Below are 19,746 nucleotides of genomic sequence, written 5' to 3'. Positions count from 1 at the left end.
CGAAAAGGAAAGCCTCTTGAACCTGTTGCTTGTCGAAGACGATGCCTTGTTGGCGGACGCCATCTGCGACGGCGTGCGCCAGCAGGCGTGGGCCATCGAGCACGCGACCCATGCCGGCGCGGCCCGGGTCATGCTGCTGCAGCACGCGTATTCGGCCATTCTGTTGGACCTGGGGCTGCCGGGTGAGTCGGGCCTGTCGGTGCTGGCCTGGCTGCGCGAACGCTATGACTCGACGCCGGTGCTGATCATCACGGCGCGCGGGCAACTCAGCGAGCGCATCAAGGGGTTGGACAGCGGCGCCGACGATTACCTGATCAAGCCGTTCGAGCTCGACGAACTTCTGGCGCGGGTGCGGGCCTTGATCCGCCGCAGCCAGGGGCGGGTGCTGGGCGACATGGTCTGCGGCGACGTCAAGGTCGATCCGGAGCGGCGCGTCGTCACGCGGGCTGGCGAACGCGTGCTGCTGAGCGCCTATGAGTACCGCACCCTGCTGGCGCTGATCGAGCGCCCCGGACGCGTGGTGACGCGCGACTATCTGGAACAGGTGGTCTACGGCAACGACATCAACATCGGCAGCAACACCATTGCCGTATTCATCCACCAGTTGCGCCGCAAGCTGGGCGAGCACATCGTCGTGACGGTGCACGGCTACGGCTACAAGATCGGGGAGCCGCGAGCATGAGCGGGTCGCTCAGGGCCAGGATGTTCCGGGCGCTGGCGCTGTGGGTGCTGTTCGCCTGGAGCCTGTCTCTGGGCGCGATGTACATTTTCAGCACCAACAGCCAGACCAGCAATTGGGACGACAAGCTGCAATCCATCGCCATCAAGCTGTTGCAGATGACGCCCTCGGACCTGGATGCCGCGGGCCGGGCGGGTGCTGGCGCGCCGTTGTTGCAATCGGCGGGGGAGGCGCACAACAACGAGTTGACGTTCCAGGTATGGGGGCCGGGCAATCGCCTGCTCGCCAGCACGCCAGACGCGCCGCGGGCGCCGCTGCGGCCCGATTTCAAGCCGGGATTCACCAGCGTCGAGATCGATGGGCAATCCTGGCGGGTGTATTCGGCAACGGACCGAGACGGCCGTTTCCATGTCCAGGTCGGCAACGACCGGCGCATGATCAATGAGGATTTCCAGAAGCACTCGGCCAAGGCGGTGTCGCTGGCTGCGCTCGGCATGGCGCTGGCGGGGCTGATGATGGCCTGGTCGGTGGGCCGCGCACTCAGGCCCATCGCCACGGTCGAGCAGGCCACCCGCAACCGATCCAAGTTCGACCTGACGCCATTGCCGACCGCGGCGCTGCCGTCGGAACTGCTGCCGCTGGTGCATGCCTTCAACCACGTGCTGGCGCATCTGGACCAGGCGATCAAGGCGGAACGCCAGTTCATCAGCGACGCGGCGCACGAGTTGCGCACGCCGTTGTCGGTGCTGCAGGCGCAATTGGATGTGGCGTTGCGGGCCCGCACGGACGAGGAGCGGCGCCTGGCGCTTGGCAAGCTGCTGGTCGGCATCCAGCGCGGCAGCCGGCTGTCGGAGCAGTTGCTGGACATGGCGCGGCTGGAGGCGGGTATTCACGCGCCGGTGCGGCAGCACTACGACGTGCGCGACATCGTGCTGCACGTGGCCAGTGAATTCGACATGGTCGCCAACCGGCAGCAACGCGTCATTGAGTTGGAGGTGGCGTCCTGCGGCATGCGATGCGATGTCGACGAGATGGGAATCCTGGTGCGCAACCTGGTCGACAACGCCCTGCGCTACACCTGTCCGGGCGGGCGCGTGCGCATCCGCTGCGGCGGCCTGGATTCCGGCGCCGGCGTGAGGCCATTCCTGGAGGTGGCCGACGACGGTCCCGGGGTGCCGCCAGACCAGCGCGAGGCCATCTTCAATCGCTTCTACCGCGTGCCGGGCAGCGCCTCGGTGCGCGGCAGCGGCATCGGCCTGTCATTGGTGACGCGCATCGCGCAGACCCATGGCGCCACCATCGAGACCGGCGTCGGCATCGGCGCGCCCGGGCTCAGTGTGCGGCTGCTGTTTCCTGTTCAAACCCCAGAGGGAGTACGCAATGACGCTGATTGATCGGCATTACATCAATGGCCGTTTCCAGAATGCACATGGCACCGCGCTGCTGGACATCGTCGACCCGACCGAGCGGCGGGTGATCGGCCAGGTCAGGCTGGGCGACGCCCACGACGTGGACGACGCCGTCGCCGCCGCCCGCCTTGCCTTCAAGAGCTACTCGCAATCAACGCCGCTGCAGCGCGGCCAGTACCTGCTTGCGCTGCATGACGCGATCCTGGCGCGCGCCGACGAGCATGTCGCCGCGCGCACCCTCGAGTACGGCGGGGTGGCGCGGCACAATAAGTTCTCGATCGAGGGCGCGGCCAAGCTGTTCCTGAACATGAAGCGCACGCTGGACCAGGTGCCGTTCAAGCGCCGCATGGGCGAGGCCGAGGTATTCGGGCGTCCGGTAGGCGTGGCGGCGCTGATCACGCCGTGGAATTCCGCGTTGTTCGCGATCTGCAACAAGCTGGCGCCGGCGCTGGCGGCCGGCTGCACGGTGGTCATCAAGCCCAGCGAACTGAGCCCGTTGCAGACGGACCTGCTGGCCCAGTGCGTCGACGCCGCGGGACTGCCGCCGGGCGTGGTCAACATCGTCCATGGCGCCGGCGCCGTGGCCGGCGAGGCGCTGTGCACGCATCGCGATATCGCCAAGGTCTCGTTCACCGGATCGACCGCGGTCGGCAAGCACATCATGCGCCAGGCCGCCGAGACGATGAAGCGCGTCACGCTGGAATTGGGCGGCAAATCGGCCCATATCATCCTGGACGATGCCGACTTGCGCACGGCCATTCCGTTCGCGCTGGAGGCTTGCTTCCGGAACAACGGCCAAGCCTGCATCGCCGGCACGCGCCTGTTGGTGCCACGGTCGCGCCGCGCAGCGGTCGAGGCGGCGTTGCTGGACCAGGTCGGCAAGTGGGTGGTGGGCCGGCCACAGGACCCGGCGACGCAACTGGGACCGCTGGTGAGCGAAAAGCAGTACCACCGGGTGCAGGACTACATCCGCCAGGGCAGCGCCGAGGGCGCGCGCCTGCTGGCGGGCGGCGCCGGACAGCCGGCGGGCCTGGAGGGCGGCAACTTCGTCAAGCCGACGATCTTCGTTGACGTCACCAACGACATGACCATTGCCCGCGAGGAGATCTTCGGGCCGGTGTTGTCGGTGCTGACCTACGACAGCGAAGACGAGGCGATCGAGATCGCCAACGACTCCATCTACGGGCTGCAGGGCTGGATCAGCACGGGCGACCCCGCTCATGGGCGGGCGGTGGCGGATCGCATCGAGGCCGGCATCGTGATGGTCAACCGTACGTTCGACCTGCTCGACGAGGCCGGCGCGCCGGCGGGCGGCTTCAAGCAATCCGGCATCGGGCGCGAGCTGGGCCTGCATGGGGTAGAGGCTTACCTGGAGTGGCAGTCGGTATTTTCGTAGCGGTCGGCCCGGCGTTAAACCGACGTTAAAAACGCGTTCGCAGAATGGCTGCTCATTGCCAGATGAGGAGCCAGGGTGCCGAGCCGATACACACGTTTCTTGAAATATGGCCTGGTGGCCGCCGTCCTTGTGGCGGCGGTCGGCTGGGCATCGCATGCCGGGCGTGAGCGCGGCGGGGCGCGGGCAGGCCTGGTGGCGCCGCCGGCCATCGCGGTGGACGTGGCCGAGGTGCCGCGGCGAGAGGTACAGGTCTGGACCGAGTTCGCGGGCCGGATCGAGGCCGCGCAACGGATCGAACTGCGGTCGCGCGTGACCGGCCAGTTGCTCGTGGCGCATTTCGTCGAAGGGGCGCGGGTCGAGGCCGGGGACTTGCTGCTGTCGATCGACCCGGCGCCTTTCGAGGCCGAGGTGGATCGGGCCGAGGCCCAGGTGCTCGCCGCCCGGGCGCAGGCGGACTACCGGCGCAAGGAATGGCAGCGCGCGGCCCGCCTCTGGAGGGAGCATGCGATTGCGCAACGCGACCTGGAGGAGCGCCAGTTCGCGGCGGACGACGCGCAAGCCGGATTGCGCGCGGCGCAGGCGGCGTTGCGAGCCGCGCGCCTGAACCTGGACTACACGCAGATCCGCGCGCCGATCGCGGGCCGGGTCGGGCGCCTGGAGGTCAACGCCGGTAATCTGGTGGATGCCGGACCGGACGGTCCGGTCCTGACCACCCTGGTTTCCGTGAGTCCGGCGCGGGTCGCTTTCCAGGCGGACGAGGGGGCGGTGCAACGGGCGCTGGCGGACCTGGGTGTCGACGCGGCGGACCCGGCGCAATGGCGCCGGGTTCCAGTGCAGGTGGGGACGGGGGCGGCGCCGGACACGCTGCTTTCCGGCCACCTGCAACTGGTCGACACCCAGGTCGATGCGGGTAGCGGCACGGTACGCGTGCGGGCCGAGTTCGACAATGCCGATGACCGGCTCATGCCCGGGCAATTCGCCCGCGTACGCTTGGGACAGGCGGCGCGGCAAGCGCGGGTACTGGTCAGCGAGCGCGCCATCGGGGTCGACCAGGACAAGCGCTACGTGCTGGTGGTGGATGGCGCCGGCACCTTGGCGTACCGCAAGGTGCGGCTGGGCGGCAATGCCGACGGGCTGAGAGTCGTGCTCGGCGGGCTGGAAGCCGGCGAGCGGGTGGTGGTGAACGGCCTGCATCGGGTGCGCCCGGGCTTGCGTGTCGACCCCCGCCCCGTGGCGATGGAGGCGCGACTGCAATGAACCTGTCGCGTTTCTTTATCGACCGCCCGATTTTCGCGGGTGTGTTGTCCATGTTGATCCTGGTGGCGGGCCTGATCGCGCTGCCGCAATTGCCGATTTCGGAGTATCCGGAAGTGGCGCCGCCGCAGGTGGTGGTGCGTGCGCAATACCCGGGCGCCAGTCCGGCGGTGATCGCCGACGCCGTGGCCACGCCGCTGGAAGAAGCCATCAATGGCGTCGAGGATCTGCTGTACATGAGCAGCCAGGCCACCACCGATGGCCAGTTCACGCTCACCATCACGTTCAAGCTCGGCACCGATCCGGACAAGGCCCAGCAGCTGGTGCAGAACCGCATGGCGTCGGCGGTGCCGCGGCTGCCAGAAGAAGTCCGGCGCCTGGGCCTGACCACGGTGAAAAGCACGCCCGACCTGACCTTGCAGGTGCATCTGCTGTCGCGCAACGGGCAGTACGACATGGCCTACCTGCGCAACTATGCGGTGCTGAATGTGAAGGACCGCCTGGCGCGGATTCCCGGGGTGGGCCAGGTGCAGCTTTTCGGGTCGGGCGACTACGCCATGCGGGTCTGGCTCGATCCGCAGAAGGTGGCCGCGCACGGCCTGGCGGCCAGCGACGTGGTCGAGGCGATCCGGGAACAGAACGTGCAGGCGGCCGCCGGCGTGGTCGGTGCGGCGCCCAACGGCAGGGAGATCGAGCTGCAGTTGACGATCACGGCATCGGGCCGCCTGCGGGACGAAGCGGCGTTCGGCGACATCATCGTCAAATCCGAGCCTGGCGGCGCCGTGCTGCGCCTGCGCGACATCGCCCGGGTCGAACTGGGGGCGTCCGAGTATGCCTTGCGCGCGCTGCTGGACAATCAGCCGGCCGTGGCCGTGCCGGTGTTCCAGGCGCCGGGCTCGAATTCGCTGGAAATCGCCAATCAGGTCCACGCCGTCATGGCGGACCTGAAGCGGTCCATGCCGGATGGCGTGGACTACGAGATCGCCTTCGATCCGACGCAGTTCGTGCGCGCTTCGATCAAGGCAGTGGTGACCACGCTGCTGGAGGCGGTGGCGCTGGTGGTGCTGGTGGTCATCCTGTTCCTGCAGACCTGGCGCGCGTCCCTGATCGCGTTGCTGGCGGTGCCGGTGTCGATCATCGGCACGTTCGCGGTGATGCTGCTGTTCGGCTTCTCGATCAATGCGTTGTCGCTGTTCGGGCTGGTGCTGGCGATTGGCATCGTGGTTGACGACGCCATCGTGGTGGTCGAGAACGTCGAGCGCAACATCGAGGCCGGCCTGGCGCCGCGCGACGCCGCCATCCGCGCCATGCGCGAGGTATCGGGTCCGATCATTGCCATTGCGCTGGTGTTGGTGGCGGTGTTCGTGCCGCTGGCCTTCATCGGGGGGCTGACCGGGCAGTTCTACCGTCAGTTCGCGTTGACCATCGCCATCTCCACGGTGATTTCCGCCTTCAACTCGCTGACCCTGTCGCCGGCGCTGGCGGCGATTCTGCTCCAGGGGCGTGACGCGCCCAGGGACGGTTTGACTCGCCTGATCGACAGGACGTGCGGACGGTTCTTCGCGCGCTTCAATCAAGGTTTCGCGCGCGCCGGCGGACTGTACCGCCGGGGCGTCGGCGCGGGTATCGCCCGCAAGACGGCGGTGCTCGCCCTTTATGGCGGCCTGCTGGTGGTGACGGCGGGGTTGTTCAAGGCGGTGCCTGACGGCTTTGTGCCGGCGCAGGACAAGCAGGTCCTGATCGGCTTTGCACGCCTGCCGGCGGGCGCGACCCTTGACCGCACCGAAGAGGTGATACGCCGCATGAGCGATATCGCCATGCGCACACCAGGCGTCGAGCGCGCGCTGGGCTATCCGGGGCTGTCAATCAACGGCCTGACCAACAGTTCCAATGCCGGCCTGGTGTTCACGCCACTCAAGCCATTCTCGGAACGCGCGGGCAAGGGCCAGTCGGCCCAGGAGATCGCGGCCAGCCTGAATGCGCAATTCAGCGAGATCCAGGAGGCCTTCGTGGTGATGTTTCCGCCGCCGCCCGTGCGCGGACTGGGCACTACGGGCGGCTTCAAGTTGCAGCTCGAGGACCGGGGCGGACTGGGCTATGAGGCGCTTGATCGCGCCACCCGCGCGTTCCTGGCGCAGGCCGCGGCGGCGCCGGAACTGCGTTCGACATTCACCAGCTACCAGGTCGACGTGCCGCAACTGCACGCCGAGCTCGACCGCACCCGGGCGCACCAGCTCGGCGTCAAGGTGACAGATGTCTTTGACACCATGCAGACCTACCTTGGCAGCCTGTATGTCAACGACTTCAACAAGTTCGGCCGCACCTATACCGTACGGGTGCAGGCCGACGGCCCGTTCCGCGCCCGGGCGGAAGACATCGGCCGGCTTCAGGTGAAGTCGGCCAGCGGCGAGATGGTGCCGCTGGCGGTGCTGATGACGTTGCGCGAGAGTTTCGGCCCCGAGCGCGTCATGCGCTACAACGGCTACCTGTCGGCCGACATCAGCGGCACCGCGGCGCCCGGCTATTCCACCGGACAGGCGCAGGACGCGGTCGCACGGATCGCCGCGCAGACCCTGCCGCCAGGCATCGATTATGAATGGACCGAACTGACCTATCAGCAGATGCTGGCGGGCAATGCCGCATTGTGGCTATTCCCGCTGGCGGTGCTGCTGGTCTTCATGGTGCTGGCGGCGCAATACGAGAGTTTCGCGCTGCCGCTTTCGATCATCCTGATCGTGCCCATGGGCTTGCTGGCGGCGATGACGGGGGTCTGGCTCGGCCAGGGCGACAACAACGTCTTCACGCAGATCGGGCTGGTGGTGCTGGTGGGGCTGTCGGCCAAGAACGCCATTCTGATCGTGGAGTTCGCGCGTGAGATCGAGTTGTCCGGGCGCACGCCGGTACAGGCCGCCATCGAGGCGAGTCACCTGCGGCTGCGCCCGATTCTGATGACGTCGCTGGCGTTCGTGATGGGCGTGCTGCCGCTGGTGCTGGCCAGCGGCCCAGGCGCGGAAATGCGCAACGCCATGGGCGTGGCGGTGTTCTCGGGAATGATCGGCGTGACGTTTTTTGGTCTGTTCATGACGCCGGTGTTCTACGTGTTGGTGCGCAGGTTGGGCGGCAACCGTCCGCTGCGCCACCACGGCGACCCGGCGCCACTGACCGTGCCGGCAACGTCCGACCGAGGTTCCCATTAAAGAAATCCTAAATCGGACCCGCCACCATGCGTGTCGGCGGGCAGGAAATCTCCGCCGGTACCCGGTTTGGACCTATCGAAATGACTGAATTGATATCGCTTAACGATCGGCGGTGGGGCAGGCGCCTGCTGGCGGTGCTCACCGTGCTGGCGGGCGCCGGTTGCGCCACCCAGCCCGATTACCAGGCGCCGGCGTTGGCGACGGCGCCGGCGTGGTCCGAGGGCGCCGCGGCCGCGGGGGCATCGCAGGGACCGCAGGCCTGGTGGCGGCTGTTGCAGGACCCGGCGGTGGATACGTTGGTCGAGGCCGCGCTGAATGACAATCCGTCGCTGGCCGAAGCGATGGCGCGGGTCGACGAGGCTCGCGCCAGTCTGGGTATCGACAGCGCGGCGCGGTTGCCGTCGCTGACCGCCAACGCGGCGTTTTCGCGCGCCACGCAACTGCAATCGAATGGCGCGGCCGACGCCGTTACGCCGCTGGCCAGCGCCTCGTCGGCGGGGGCCAACCTGGCTTGGGAACTGGATTGGTCGGGGCGCGTCCGCAGCGCCGTCGAGGCGTCGCGGCGCCGGCTGGATGCGCGCGATGCCCAGGCGCAGGGCGTGCGGCTCGATCTGGTGGCGCAGGTGGCCACCACGGCGTTGGGCCTGCGCGCCTGCGGTTACGGGCTGGCGGTGCAGCGCGAAGATGTCCTGTCGCGCGAGCGGGTCCTGCAACTGACGCGGGCTCGGGTCGACGCCGGGAGCCTGGCCCCGGCCGAGGAGGCGCGAGCTCGCAGCAGCCTGGCACTGTCGCGGACCGTGGCGGCCGCACGCAAGGAAGAATGCGATCGACAGGTCAACGCCCTGGCGGTCTTGAGCGGCAGCCCTGCCGCCGAGGTGCGCGCGTTGTTGCCGGAGCCACGTGTGATGGTGGATGAGACCTTTGTCCTGGCCGCACCGCCCGAGGTCGGATTGGCGTTGCCCGCGACCGTGTTGCGTCAGCACCCCTCGGTCGTGGCGGCGGAGCGCGATGCGGCCGCCGCCTGGTCGGATATCGCTGTTGCCCGCGCCGAGCGCCTGCCGCGCCTGGACCTGGGCGCGGCGCTGGCCGGCCAATGGCTGCGCGTGGGGGGCACTGCGCTCGATTACACCAGCCGGCTGCTGACGGTGGGCCTGGCCGCGCCGCTGTTCGATGGCGGTCGCGGACGCGCGACGGTGGACGCCGCCGAGGCGCGCTATCGCGCCGCCACGGCGCGCTTGTCGCAGGCCGTGCGGCAGGGCTGGCGCGAGGTCGAGGATGCGCTGACGGGCATCGAGTCGTCGAAGGTCCGCGAGGCCAGCGCGGGCGAGTCGGTGCTGGCCTCGCGCCGCCTGCTCGCGGCGACCGAGGCGCAATGGCGCGCGGGATCGCTCAGCCTGTTCGAGCTGGAAGACGCGCGCCGCCTGTACTCCGAAGCCCGTAACAGCGAAGTCGCCGCTGGCCGCGATCGCGGACAGTCCTGGGTGGCCCTGGTACGGGCCGCCGGCAATGCCATTTCCCTGAACCCGAATACCCATGGCGACCCGCATGCCACCCCTCTCGACTAACCACTGGCGCCAGCGTGCGCCGGCCTGGATACTCGGCGGCGCCGCCGCCATCGGCCTGCTGGCGGCGCCGGCGCTGTTCCCGCGCGCCGTGGCCAGGACGCCGCCCGCCGTGCCCGCGGCCGTCGCAATGACGGTGACGGTGGCGTCGGCGCAAACCGTCGAATGGCCGGAAAGCCTGTCGGCCACGGGCGCCATCGAGCCCTGGCAGGAGGCCGTGATCAGTTCCCAGTCGACCGATCTGCGCCTGGTGGAGGTGAGGGTGAACGTGGGCGACGCGGTGCGCAAGGGCGACCTGCTGGCGCGTTTCGACGACCGCCGGCTGCGGGCGGAGGAAGCACAGTTGCAGGCCGCGCTGTCGCAAGCCGAGGCCTCCAGCGCGCAGGCCGAAGCCAACCGCCGTCGCGCCTTGCAGCAGCGCGCCGGTGGTGGCATCAGCGAACAGGACATCCTGGCGCACGTGACCCAGGCGCGGATCGCGATGGCGCAGGTCGCCGCCATTCGCGCCCAACTGGCCGCGAAACGGCTGCAATGGGAGGACAGCCAGGTGCGCGCGCCAGAGGATGGCATCGTGAGTGCGCGGCGCGCCGCGCTGGGCGCGGTCGCCAATCCGGGGCAGGAATTGTTCCGCGTGATCGTGCAGGGCCGCCTGGAATGGCGTGGCGAGCTGACCGCGGCACAGTTGGCCCAGGCGCGGCCGGGCCTGCCGGTTGAATTGACGCTGCCGGACGGACAGCTCGTGACCGGCACCGTGCGGCAGCAGGCGCCGGCGTTGGACAGCGCGCGCCGGCTGGGCATGGCCTATGTCGACCTGCCGCCCGGCAGCGCGGCGCGCGCGGGCATGTATGCCAAGGGCAATCTGCTGGCGGGCGCGAGCGCGGCCCTGGTGGTGCCGGCCGCCAGCGTGGTGATCCGCGACGGCCACAGCTACGTGTTCACGCTCGCCGGTGGCGGCGCCGAGCCATGGGTGGCGCGCATGACGCCGGTGGTCATCGGCCGCCGGCGTGGCGCCGAGGCCGAGGTGCGGGAGGGGCTCGCGGCGGGCGCGCAAGTGGTGGCGCAGGGCGCGGGCTTTCTCGACGAAGGCGACCGGGTGGCGCTGGCCGTCACCCCTGGCGCGGCGGGAGCGGCGCCATGAACATCGCCACCTGGTCGCTGCGCAATCCGGTGCCGGTGATCCTGCTGTTCCTGCTGCTGACGCTGGCGGGCCTGCGCAGTTTCCAGAAGCTGCCGGTGCAGGACTATCCCGATATCGAATTGCCCACCGTGCAGATCGCCCTGGCGCAGCCGGGCGCCGCGCCGACGCAGTTGGAAGCGGACGTGGCGCGCAAGGTCGAGGACTCGCTCGCGACCCTGGCCGGCTTGCAGCACCTGCGCACCTCGGTGAGCGACGGCCTGGTACGGATCCGGGTCGAGTTCAAGCTGGGCAAATCCTTGTCCGATGCGCTGATCGAGACCAAGGATGCGGTCGATCGCATCCGTGCCGACTTGCCGGCGGACTTGTTGTCGCCCACGGTCAGCGCCGTCACCACCGCGGTCAGCCCGATTCTGACCTACGCCATCTCGTCGCGGCGGATGGATGAGGAGGCCTTGTCGTGGTTCGTCGACGATCGCGTCAACCGCGCGTTGTTGGCGGTGCCGGGCGTGGGCCGGACCGAGCGCGTGGGCGGCGTGCGGCGCGAGGTGCGCGTCGAGGTGGATCCGGCGCGCCTGGCTTCGCTCGGCGTGACGGCGGCCGAGGTATCGCGCGCGCTGCAACGCAACCAGCAGCAGTCGTCCGGCGGCAGCGCCGAGATCAACCAGGGCCGGCAGTCGGTGCGCACCGTCGCCACGCTTGAGCAGGCCGGACAGTTGGCGGCCTTGCCGCTCGCCTTGACGGATGGACGCACGTTGCGCCTGGACCAGGTGGCCGAGGTGCGCGATTCACACGCCGAGCGCATGCAGGTGGCGCTGCTCGATGGCACGGCGGTGGTGGGCTTCCAGGTGTTCCGCGCCAGGGATGTCGACCAGCTGGGCATCGCCGCGGGCGTGGCGCGGGCCATCGAACGCCTGCGCGCCATCGATCCGGACATCGAGATCACGCTGGTTTCCAACCGCGTCGACTATACCCACGAGCAGTATCGCGGTTCGATGCAGATGCTGTGGGAAGGCGCGCTGCTGGCGGTGCTGGTGGTGTGGTGGTTCCTGCGCGACTGGCGTGCCACGGTGGTGGCCGCCACCGCCTTGCCGCTGTCGATCCTGCCGGCCTTCATCGGCATGGCATGGCTGGGCTACTCGCTCAATACGCTGACGTTGCTGGCGGTGGCGGTGATCGTCGGCATCCTGGTCGATGACGCCATCGTCGAGATCGAGAACATCCAGCGCCACCGCGACGCCGGCAAGCCGATCCGCGAGGCGACCGAGACCGCGGTCACCGAAATCGCGGTCGCGGTGCTCGCCACCACCTTGACGCTGGTGGTCGTGTTCCTGCCCACGGCCATGCTGGATGGCGCCGCCGGCCTGTTCTTCCGCCAGTTTGGCTGGACGACGGTCATCGCGGTGCTGTCCTCGCTGCTGGTGGCGCGCCTGTTGACGCCGGTCATGGCGGCCTGGCTGCTCAAGCCGGGCGTGCATCGCGTCAAGTCCGGCGGCCGCATGATGGCGGCGTATCTGCGTGCCGTGCGCTGGTGCCTGGCGCACCGCAAGCGCACCATCGGCGCGACCCTTGCGCTGTTCGCCGCTTCGCTGGCGCTGGTGCCACTGATTCCGACCGGCCTGGTGCCCGCCTCCGACCGTGGCTATACCTCCATCCAGGTCGAACTGCCGCCCGGCGCGGCGTTGGCCGACAGCGTGGCCGCCGCCGAGCGGGTACGGCAGGCGTTGCACGGCATGGCCGGGGTGAGCGGCGTGTTCGCCGCCGTCGGAATGGCGCCGGCCAACGCCGCCAGCAGCGGGCTGAACGATCCGCGTCGCGCCACCCTGACGCTGATGCTGGATCCGCGCGGTCATCGCGATTCGCAGGAACAGATCGAACGGCGGGTTCGCGCCGCGTTGGGCGGGCTGCCCGGCGCGCGTTTCGCGGTCGGGGCGGGCGGCCTGGGCGAGCGGCTTGAACTGATCGTGGCCAGCGACAACGCCCAGGCCCTGAACGCGGCCGCTCAGCAGTTGGCGCGCCAGCTACGCACGGTGTCCGGGTTGAGCAATATCCGTTCCACCGCCAGCCTGGACCGGCCGGAAGTCGTGATCCGGCCCGACGCGGCGCTGGCCGCCGAACGTGGCATCGCCGCGGCCGCCATTGGCGAGACGGTGCGTATCGCGGCCGGCGGAGATTTCGATGCGGACCTGTCCAAGCTGAACCTGGACAACCGCCAGGTCGCCATCCGGGTACGGGTCGCCGAAGGGGCGCTTTCTGATCTCGACGCCATTGGCGCGCTGCGGATGCCGGGGCGCGACGGGTTGGTGCCGTTGGCCAGCGTCGCGCAGATCAGCCTGGGCAGCGGGCCGTCGCAGATCGACCGCTACGACCGCATGCGCCAGGTGACCATTACCGCCGACCTGGGCGGCACGCCGCTGGGTCAGGCAATGAAGGCCGCGCTGGCGTTGCCGGCGGTGCAGGCCCTGCCGGCCGCCGTGCGGCTGCTGCCGTCCGGTGACGCCGAATGGGCAGGCGAACTGGCGGCCTCGTTCGGCTGGGCCTTGCTGCTGGCGCTGGTGTGCGTGTGCGGCGTGCTGGTCCTGCTGTTCAAGGACCTGCTGCAGCCACTCACGATCCTGTCGGCGATTCCGCTGTCGCTGGGCGGGGCTTTCGCGGCGTTGCTGCTGGTGCGGGCCGAGCTGGACGTGCCATCGATGATCGGTCTGGTGATGCTGATGGGTATCGTCACCAAGAACTCGATCCTGCTGGTCGAGTACGCGGAGACGGCGATCCAGCGCGGCGTGCCGTTGACCGAGGCGCTGGTCGACGCCTGCCGCACGCGGGCGCGGCCGATCCTGATGACGACGATCGCCATGATTGCCGGCATGCTGCCTATCGCAGCCGGCTTCGGCGCCGACGCCAGTTTCCGGCAGCCGATGGCCGTGGCGGTGATCGGTGGCCTGGTCACCTCGACCTTGTTGAGCCTGCTGGTGGTGCCGGTGGTGTTCGCCCTGATCGATGGCGCCGGACGGCGGCTATCGCGGCTGGCCGGCCTGGCCCGGTGGCCGTCATGAGGCGGCTGGCGGTGTCCGGACCCGTGTACGCCTCAAGCCGGCGCGGCGCCGGCGTGGCCGTCGATCAACTGCTGGAACAGCGGTTCGAGCAGACGCACCAGCGTGTCCGGGTCGGCGTCGGCCAGCGCGGGCAAGGCGATCATCTGCCGCATGACCTGGAAGCCCGCCACCAACGCCAGCACCAGCGCGGCGCGCTGGGCCGTGGCGTCGCCCGCAAGCGCATCGTTCAGGCTCTTCTGGTAGTGCCGTTCGATCTGCTCGCGGCCGATCTGCGCCGCCCGTTCGCTGGACGCCGAGCGCAGCATGATCTGGAAGCCGATCAGCGGCGTGGCCTGGGTCTGGGTGATATGGACCAGTCCGGCGACCATGTCCCGCGCCAGCGTGGGCGAACGCAGCGCTTCGGCGGTCAGCAGGGTGGGGCGCGACATGGTGTCGGCGATGACCTCGGCGAACAGGTTCTCTTTCGAGCCGAAATAGCGATTGACGAGCATGGCCGTTACCCCGGCGCCAGCGGCGATTTCCCGCACGCCGGCGCCGTCATAGCCGGATTGGGCGAAAGCAAGCCGCGCCGAGGCGAGGATCGCGTCGCGCGTGGCGGCGGCATTGCGGCGGCGGGGGGCAGGCGGGATGGTCATCGGGGGCTTGGCCTCATTAAATATACAACTGTAGACTTTGATTTGATTCCGCGTTAGTATACGCATGTAGACATCTGGCGGCAATCCGATCGCCGCCGGACGTCATTCGGGAGAGCCGGTTCTGATGGACATTTACGCTTATGTCTCTGATTTCATCCGCTTCGCGCGGTCATGGGTCGCTGATCCGCGGCGCGTCGCCGCGATCGCGCCGTCGAGCGAGGCGCTGGCGCGCCTGATCACCCGCGAGATCCTGCCGTCGCGCGGACCGGTGCTCGAATTGGGCGCGGGCACCGGCGTGTTCACGCGCGCCCTGCTGGCGCGCGGCGTGCGTGAAGACGATTTGACGCTGTTGGAATTCGGCGGCGACTTCTTTCGCACGCTGAGCGTCCGCTTTCCGCGCGCCCGGGTGCTGCAGATGGACGCCGCCCGCCTTGGCCGCCACGACCTGTACGCGCCGCAGGGGCTGGGCGCGGTGGTCAGCGGACTGCCGCTGCTGTCGATGCCGCCGCGCAAGGTGATGGCGATCCTGTCCGGCGCTTTCGACTATCTGCATCCGGCGGGCGGGTTCTACCAGTTCACCTATTTTCCGGGTTGCCCGGTGCCCCGGCGCGTGCTTGACCGGCTGGGGCTCAAGGCCACCCGTGTCGGCGCCACGGCGCGCAATCTGCCTCCCGCCGTGGTGTACCGCATCACTCGTCGCCAGCCCTTTGGCGCAGCCCGCCGTCCGGTCATACTGGCGGCGCGGGCCGGGGCGCATTCCAACATATTGGGTTTTGATAGTCAGGGAGTCGCACTATGAACAAGACGGTGCTGGTGACCGGCGGCGCGGGTTTCGTGGCCGGCTGGTGCATCGTGGAACTGTTGCGGCGCGGTTATCGCGTGCGCACCACATTGCGGGATCTGGCCAAGGCGCCGGCGGTGCGCACGGCCGTGGCCGGACAGATTTCGGCCGGCGACCGGCTGGCTTTCTTCGCCGCCGATCTCACCGCCGACGAAGGCTGGGCGGCGGCGATGGCCGATTGCGACTACGTGCTGCACGTGGCCTCGCCGCTGGGCGGGGGGCCTGAAAGCAAGGCCGACATGATCGCGCCGGCCCGCGACGGCACCATCCGGGTCCTGCGCGCGGCCTTGCAGGCCGGCGTGCAGCGCGTGGTGATGACGTCCGCGGCGGCGGTGGCGACGCCGCCCCTGCAGCAGGGCGACAGTTTCAGCGACGAGACGGTGTGGTTCGACCCGAACGAGCCCGACGTCGATGCCTACCGGCAGTCCAAGCGGCTGGCCGAGGAGGCCGCCTGGAATTTCATGCGCAACAACGGTGCGTCGCAGCGCCTGACGACCATCTTGCCGGGCGCCGTGTTCGGACCGGTGCTGTCGGCGGACAACCTGGGTTCGGTGCAGATCATCAAGCGCCTGCTGGATGGCCGCCTGCCCGCCAATCCGCGGTTGGGCTTCGAGGTCGTGGACGTGCGCGACCTGGCCGATGCGCACATCCGCGCCATGGAGTCGGAACAGGCCGGCGGCGAGCGCTTCCTGGCGGTGGGGGAGTTCATGTGGATGAGCGAGATCTCGCGCACGTTGCGGGCCATGCTGGGCGGCGCGGCGCGCAAGGTGCCGACCCGCAACCTGCCGAACTTCGTGTTCCGTCTGGTCGCGCGTTCCGATCCTGGCATGCGCGCCATGGTGCCGCGGCTGGGTCGCAAGATCCTTCACAGTTCGTCCAAGGCTCGCCGGCAGTTGGGATGGCAGTCCCGGCCGGCGCTGACGACGTTGGTGGATTGTGCCCGCAGTCTGCCGTCCGGAGAGCCGTCATGAAGCTCTTGCTGACCGGCGCGACCGGTTTTGCCGGCGGCGAAGTGCTGCGGCAGGCGCTGGCCGATCCCGCCATCACCCAGCTGACGCTGCTGACCCGGCGCAAGACCGGCATATCCCATCCGAAGCTGGGCGAGGTGATCATCGACGATTTTCTGGATTACTCGCGGCTGGATTTCAGCGACTACACCGCCTGCATCTGGTGCCTGGGGGTATCGCAGACCCAGGTGGGCAAGGACGAATACGTCCGCATCACGCTGGACTACACGCTGGCCGCCGCCCGCGCGATGTACGCCGCCAATCCGCATCTGCGGTTCTGCTTCCTGAGCGGGCGCGGCGCCGATCCCACCGAGCAACGGTCCACGCTGTTTGCGCGCATCAAGGGGCGCACCGAACGCGAGTTGGCGCAGTTGCAGCGGCCGCTGTTCGTGTTCAGGCCCGGCTACATCCGACCGACCGCGCGCAGCGGCCCGCGCAAGGACTTCGCGCGCTTTTTCGCGCCCGTCGGCACCGTGCTGTCGTGGCTGAGCCGCGACTTCAGCGTGGATTGCGACCAGTTGGCGTCTTGTCTGCTGGATGTGGCCAAACATGGCGCCGGGCAGGGGCTGTTGACCAATCACGAGATCCGGAACTGGCCCGCATCGCGGCGCTAGGGCGGGTCGATGCGGCTTCGCTTCCTGGTGGCGGGCGGCGGGGTTTGAGGAAAACCATGGACAAGCAATTACGTCACCGGCGCGGCCGGTGGCTGGCGTGGCTGGGAGGCAGCGTGGCGTTGATGGTCGTGGCGGCGGTGGTTGCCGCGGTTCTGATCACCCGGGGCGAGCCGTTCGGCGCCGCTCCGGCCGGTGAGCGGCTGGCGCGCGCGCAGCAGTCGCCGCAATGGCAGCACGGCAAGTTCGACAATCCCCAGCCGATGTGGGCCGACAGTGGCGCGGCCTGGCGCGCCTTCCTGTTCGATCCGGCGATTCCGGGCAGCGCGCCCGACGCGCCCATTCCGGTGGTGCGCAACGCCCCCGATGCCTACGCCCGGCCGCCCGCGGACGGTTTGCGGCTGACCTGGTTCGGCCATTCCTCGGTCCTGCTGGAACTGGACGGCACCACCGTGCTGATCGATCCGTTGTGGAGCGAGCGGGCTTCGCCGCTGTCGTGGATCGGACCCAGGCGCTGGTACCCGCCGCCGATGGCGCTCAACGACCTGCCCAAGGTGGACGTCGTGCTGATCTCGCACGATCACGTCGATCACCTCGATTACCAGACCATCGTGGCGATGCGGGCGTGGCGCAATGTATTCGTCGTGCCGCTGGGGATCGGCGCGCACCTGGCGCGCTGGGGCATCCCGGAATCGCGCATCGTCGAACTCGACTGGTGGCAGTCGACCCGCGTCGGCGCGGTCGAGCTGGCGGCGACGCCGGCGCGTCACGCCTCCGGCCGGTTGCAGAGCAAATCCAACCAGACCCTGTGGGCCGGTTGGGCCGTGCTGGGCCCGCGCCATCGCGCCTGGTATTCGGGCGATACCGGTTTTCACCAGGACCTGGCGGCCATTGGCGAACGCTATGGCCCGTTCGACCTGACCTTGATCGAGGCCGGACAGTACGACGCCCACTGGCCCGATACGCACCTGGGACCTGAACAGGCGGTCGAGGCGCACCAGCGGGTGCGCGGCAAGGTCATGGTGCCGGTGCATTGGGCCCTGATCCAGCAGGCGCCGCACGCGTGGACGGAACCGGTCGAACGGGTCATGGCGGCCGCGCGTTGCCGTGGGGTGCCGGTGCTGGCGCCGCGTCCGGGCGAGATGGTCGAGTCGTTCGACGTGTCGGGCAGGCAACCCTGGTGGCCGCGCCAGTCATGGCGGACGGCGGGGCAGTACCCGGTGCGGGCCACGCAGGATGGGGATCCGGCGCACCGCGTCTCGATTGCCGCGTGCCCGGCGCCCGCCTCGGGGGCTCAGGCCGCCATGCTCCGTTCCGCCATGTAGCGCCCCGGCGACGTCCCCAGCGCCTTGCGGAACATCGTGACAAAGCCGCCGGCGCTCTCGTAGCCCAGTTCATCGGCCACCTGCTGCACCGAAGCGCCGGTGCCGAGCCACTTCACCGCCAACATCAGATGCAGTTGCTGGCGCCAGCGACCGAAGCTCATGCCGGTCTGCTGCGTCAGCAGGCGCGCCAGGGTGCGCTCGCTCAGGCCCACGCGCCGCGCCCAGCTCTGCATGGTGCCGCGGTCGGCGGGTTGGTCCATGATGGCCTGCGCGATCTTGCGCAGGCGAGTGTCGGACGGCATCGGCAGGTGCAGGGTGCCGAGCGGGGCCGACGCCAGTTCGTGCAGCAGCAGCGAGACCAGGTGCATGGCGGGGCCGTCTTCGGGATACAGCAGCGGCAGCTGGGCCGAGCGGATCACCAGTTCGCGCAGCAGCGCCGTGGTCGACACCGCGCAGCAGGCCGCGGGCAGGTCGGCCGCGACCGCGGGATCGACGAAGGCGACGTAGACCTCGATGGTGCCGGCGGCGGTGATCTTGTGCAGCACGTCCCCGGGCACCCACAGCGCGCTCTGCGGCGGGACCAGCCACAGGGCGCCCTCGAGCTCGCAGGTGAGCACGCCGCGCAGCAGCAGCATCAGTTGCGCCTTGCGATGGCGGTGGAAGTCCTTTTCGAGCCGGTCCAGTCCGTGCAGGTCCAGGCTGGCCACGTCGATGCCGGTGGTGCCCATGGTCACGACAGGGCGCGGCACCAGGTCGGGATCGATCCATTCCGGCGCGTCGGCGAGGTTGGTCAGGACGGGCATGGCGGCGGTTGCGTGGATTGGCAGGAATTCGGAATTTGTTGGCGTAGTTTACCAATGCTGCCAGATCCAAGGCTTCCTACCATGGCGGCACGGCGGCGCGATTTGCCACCGTTCATTGCCAAAGGAAGCAATCATGGATTCACTGAGCAGCGGGCGCGTCGCCCAAACCCTGCAACGCCTGTTGGCCGAGGCGGAGATCGCCGACAAGGGCCTGATGGACCAGTTCGAAGGCGGCATTGCCGCCATTTCCGAGCAGGCCTATGCCGACATCATCGCCGACATGGTGGCCGAGGAACGGCGCGATCTACGTGGGGTGTATCGCGGCTATGTCGACAATTTCCTCAACGTCGCGCCGCGATACGGCCGCTTCCTCTACCAGTGCGCGCGGGCGCGGCGGGCCACGCGCATCGTCGAGTTCGGCACGTCGATGGGCATCTCCACGATCTACCTGGCCGCGGCGTTGCGCGACATGGGCGGCGGGCAGGTGATCGGCACCGAGCTGGAGCCGGAAAAGGCGGCGCGGGCCCGCGCCAACCTGGAGGCCGCCGGCCTGGCGGACCTGGTGGATATCCGCGTCGGCGACGCCCGCGAGACGCTGGCGCACCTGGATGGCGAGATCGACCTGGTGCTGCTGGACGGCGCCTTCAGCCTCTACCTGCCAGTGCTCAAGCTGCTCGAGCCGCACTTGCGCGGCGGCACGCCGATCCTGGCGGAGAATGCCTGGGAACACGGCAACGACTACCTCGATTACGTGCGCGATCCGGCCAACGGCTATCTGTCCCAGCCGCTGCCGGTCACCGAGGGCCGCGGCAATGAATTCACGATCGTGACGCGATGAA

The 19,746-nt window shown here is 69.1% G+C and carries 15 protein-coding genes; 13 read left to right on the top strand and 2 right to left on the bottom strand.

Annotation, left to right across the window (positions count from 1 at the left end; genetic code table 11):
• The first annotated feature begins 16 nt into the window (after positions 1-16).
• From AC1HFW_RS11090 to AC1HFW_RS11055, 8 genes are all read left to right on the top strand, one after another.
• Positions 17-682 carry a response regulator transcription factor gene (locus AC1HFW_RS11090; RefSeq protein WP_479283275.1) on the top strand — a complete coding sequence of 222 codons (666 nt, stop codon included), beginning with the start codon at positions 17-19 and terminating at the stop codon, positions 680-682.
• Entirely contained in the window at positions 679-2,073 is a 1,395-nt protein-coding gene (locus AC1HFW_RS11085) for an ATP-binding protein (protein WP_479283274.1), read from the top strand. Before AC1HFW_RS11090 ends, AC1HFW_RS11085 begins: the two co-directional genes overlap by 4 nt.
• Entirely contained in the window at positions 2,060-3,484 is a 1,425-nt protein-coding gene (locus AC1HFW_RS11080) for an aldehyde dehydrogenase family protein (RefSeq protein WP_479283272.1), read from the top strand. Before AC1HFW_RS11085 ends, AC1HFW_RS11080 begins: the two co-directional genes overlap by 14 nt.
• Positions 3,485-3,583: 99 nt before the next feature.
• Positions 3,584-4,741 (top strand): efflux RND transporter periplasmic adaptor subunit, encoded by a 1,158-nt coding sequence (locus AC1HFW_RS11075; RefSeq protein ID WP_479283270.1) that lies wholly within the window; start codon positions 3,584-3,586, stop codon positions 4,739-4,741.
• Positions 4,738-7,935 (top strand): efflux RND transporter permease subunit, encoded by a 3,198-nt coding sequence (locus AC1HFW_RS11070; protein ID WP_479283268.1) that lies wholly within the window; start codon positions 4,738-4,740, stop codon positions 7,933-7,935. Before AC1HFW_RS11075 ends, AC1HFW_RS11070 begins: the two co-directional genes overlap by 4 nt.
• 80 nt (positions 7,936-8,015) lie before the next feature.
• Positions 8,016-9,500, top strand: coding sequence for an efflux transporter outer membrane subunit (locus AC1HFW_RS11065; protein ID WP_479283266.1), 1,485 nt, complete (start codon positions 8,016-8,018; stop codon positions 9,498-9,500).
• Positions 9,481-10,635: an efflux RND transporter periplasmic adaptor subunit gene (locus AC1HFW_RS11060; RefSeq protein WP_479283264.1), complete on the top strand. Its 1,155-nt coding sequence runs from the start codon at positions 9,481-9,483 to the stop codon at positions 10,633-10,635. Before AC1HFW_RS11065 ends, AC1HFW_RS11060 begins: the two co-directional genes overlap by 20 nt.
• Positions 10,632-13,685: an efflux RND transporter permease subunit gene (locus AC1HFW_RS11055; RefSeq protein ID WP_479283263.1), complete on the top strand. Its 3,054-nt coding sequence runs from the start codon at positions 10,632-10,634 to the stop codon at positions 13,683-13,685. Before AC1HFW_RS11060 ends, AC1HFW_RS11055 begins: the two co-directional genes overlap by 4 nt.
• Before the next feature lie 32 nt (positions 13,686-13,717).
• Here the strand turns inward: AC1HFW_RS11055 and AC1HFW_RS11050 are convergent, their stop codons facing one another.
• Positions 13,718-14,320 carry a TetR/AcrR family transcriptional regulator gene (locus AC1HFW_RS11050; RefSeq protein ID WP_479283260.1) on the bottom strand — a complete coding sequence of 201 codons (603 nt, stop codon included), beginning with the start codon at positions 14,318-14,320 and terminating at the stop codon, positions 13,718-13,720.
• A gap of 124 nt (positions 14,321-14,444) precedes the next feature.
• On the opposite strand from AC1HFW_RS11050, the gene AC1HFW_RS11045 reads away from it, so the two are divergent.
• Genes AC1HFW_RS11045 through AC1HFW_RS11030 form a run of 4 tightly spaced genes read left to right on the top strand, consistent with a single transcriptional unit; the run spans position 14,445 to position 18,104 of the window.
• Entirely contained in the window at positions 14,445-15,119 is a 675-nt protein-coding gene (locus AC1HFW_RS11045; RefSeq protein ID WP_479283258.1) for a class I SAM-dependent methyltransferase, read from the top strand.
• The gene (locus AC1HFW_RS11040; protein ID WP_479283256.1) at positions 15,116-16,132 is read left to right on the top strand and encodes an SDR family oxidoreductase; all 1,017 of its coding nucleotides are present in this window, start codon (positions 15,116-15,118) and stop codon (positions 16,130-16,132) included. The genes AC1HFW_RS11045 and AC1HFW_RS11040 overlap by 4 nt, the downstream gene beginning before the upstream one ends.
• Complete coding sequence (locus AC1HFW_RS11035; RefSeq protein WP_479283254.1) at positions 16,129-16,782, top strand: Rossmann-fold NAD(P)-binding domain-containing protein; 654 nt, start codon at positions 16,129-16,131, stop codon at positions 16,780-16,782. Before AC1HFW_RS11040 ends, AC1HFW_RS11035 begins: the two co-directional genes overlap by 4 nt.
• 56 nt (positions 16,783-16,838) lie before the next feature.
• Positions 16,839-18,104: an MBL fold metallo-hydrolase gene (locus AC1HFW_RS11030; RefSeq protein WP_479283252.1), complete on the top strand. Its 1,266-nt coding sequence runs from the start codon at positions 16,839-16,841 to the stop codon at positions 18,102-18,104.
• Here AC1HFW_RS11030 and AC1HFW_RS11025 read toward each other — a convergent pair.
• Positions 18,074-18,907, bottom strand: coding sequence for an AraC family transcriptional regulator (locus AC1HFW_RS11025; protein WP_479283250.1), 834 nt, complete (start codon positions 18,905-18,907; stop codon positions 18,074-18,076). The two genes, AC1HFW_RS11030 and AC1HFW_RS11025, sit on opposite strands and share 31 nt — an antisense overlap.
• Before the next feature lie 133 nt (positions 18,908-19,040).
• On the opposite strand from AC1HFW_RS11025, the gene AC1HFW_RS11020 reads away from it, so the two are divergent.
• Positions 19,041-19,745, top strand: coding sequence for an O-methyltransferase (locus AC1HFW_RS11020; RefSeq protein ID WP_238889991.1), 705 nt, complete (start codon positions 19,041-19,043; stop codon positions 19,743-19,745).
• Position 19,746: the final 1 nt, after the last annotated feature.

It is taken from the genome of Achromobacter sp. ISS7, from assembly GCF_056523125.1.
This window is presented reverse-complemented; position numbering and strand designations above follow the sequence as displayed.

Bases quoted from the DNA above. Each gene is read 5' to 3' on its own strand.
- AC1HFW_RS11035 (WP_479283254.1), top strand. From the start codon at position 16,129: ATGAAGCTCTTGCTGACCGGCGCGACCGGTTTTGCCGGCGGCGAAGTG.
- AC1HFW_RS11040 (WP_479283256.1), top strand. From the start codon at position 15,116: ATGAACAAGACGGTGCTGGTGACCGGCGGCGCGGGTTTCGTGGCCGGC.
- AC1HFW_RS11020 (WP_238889991.1), top strand. From the start codon at position 19,041: ATGGATTCACTGAGCAGCGGGCGCGTCGCCCAAACCCTGCAACGCCTG.
- AC1HFW_RS11025 (WP_479283250.1), bottom strand. From the start codon at position 18,907: ATGCCCGTCCTGACCAACCTCGCCGACGCGCCGGAATGGATCGATCCC.
- AC1HFW_RS11050 (WP_479283260.1), bottom strand. From the start codon at position 14,320: ATGACCATCCCGCCTGCCCCCCGCCGCCGCAATGCCGCCGCCACGCGC.
- AC1HFW_RS11065 (WP_479283266.1), top strand. From the start codon at position 8,016: ATGACTGAATTGATATCGCTTAACGATCGGCGGTGGGGCAGGCGCCTG.
- AC1HFW_RS11070 (WP_479283268.1), top strand. From the start codon at position 4,738: ATGAACCTGTCGCGTTTCTTTATCGACCGCCCGATTTTCGCGGGTGTG.
- AC1HFW_RS11055 (WP_479283263.1), top strand. From the start codon at position 10,632: ATGAACATCGCCACCTGGTCGCTGCGCAATCCGGTGCCGGTGATCCTG.
- AC1HFW_RS11080 (WP_479283272.1), top strand. From the start codon at position 2,060: ATGACGCTGATTGATCGGCATTACATCAATGGCCGTTTCCAGAATGCA.
- AC1HFW_RS11030 (WP_479283252.1), top strand. From the start codon at position 16,839: ATGGACAAGCAATTACGTCACCGGCGCGGCCGGTGGCTGGCGTGGCTG.
- AC1HFW_RS11085 (WP_479283274.1), top strand. From the start codon at position 679: ATGAGCGGGTCGCTCAGGGCCAGGATGTTCCGGGCGCTGGCGCTGTGG.
- AC1HFW_RS11045 (WP_479283258.1), top strand. From the start codon at position 14,445: ATGGACATTTACGCTTATGTCTCTGATTTCATCCGCTTCGCGCGGTCA.
- AC1HFW_RS11060 (WP_479283264.1), top strand. From the start codon at position 9,481: ATGCCACCCCTCTCGACTAACCACTGGCGCCAGCGTGCGCCGGCCTGG.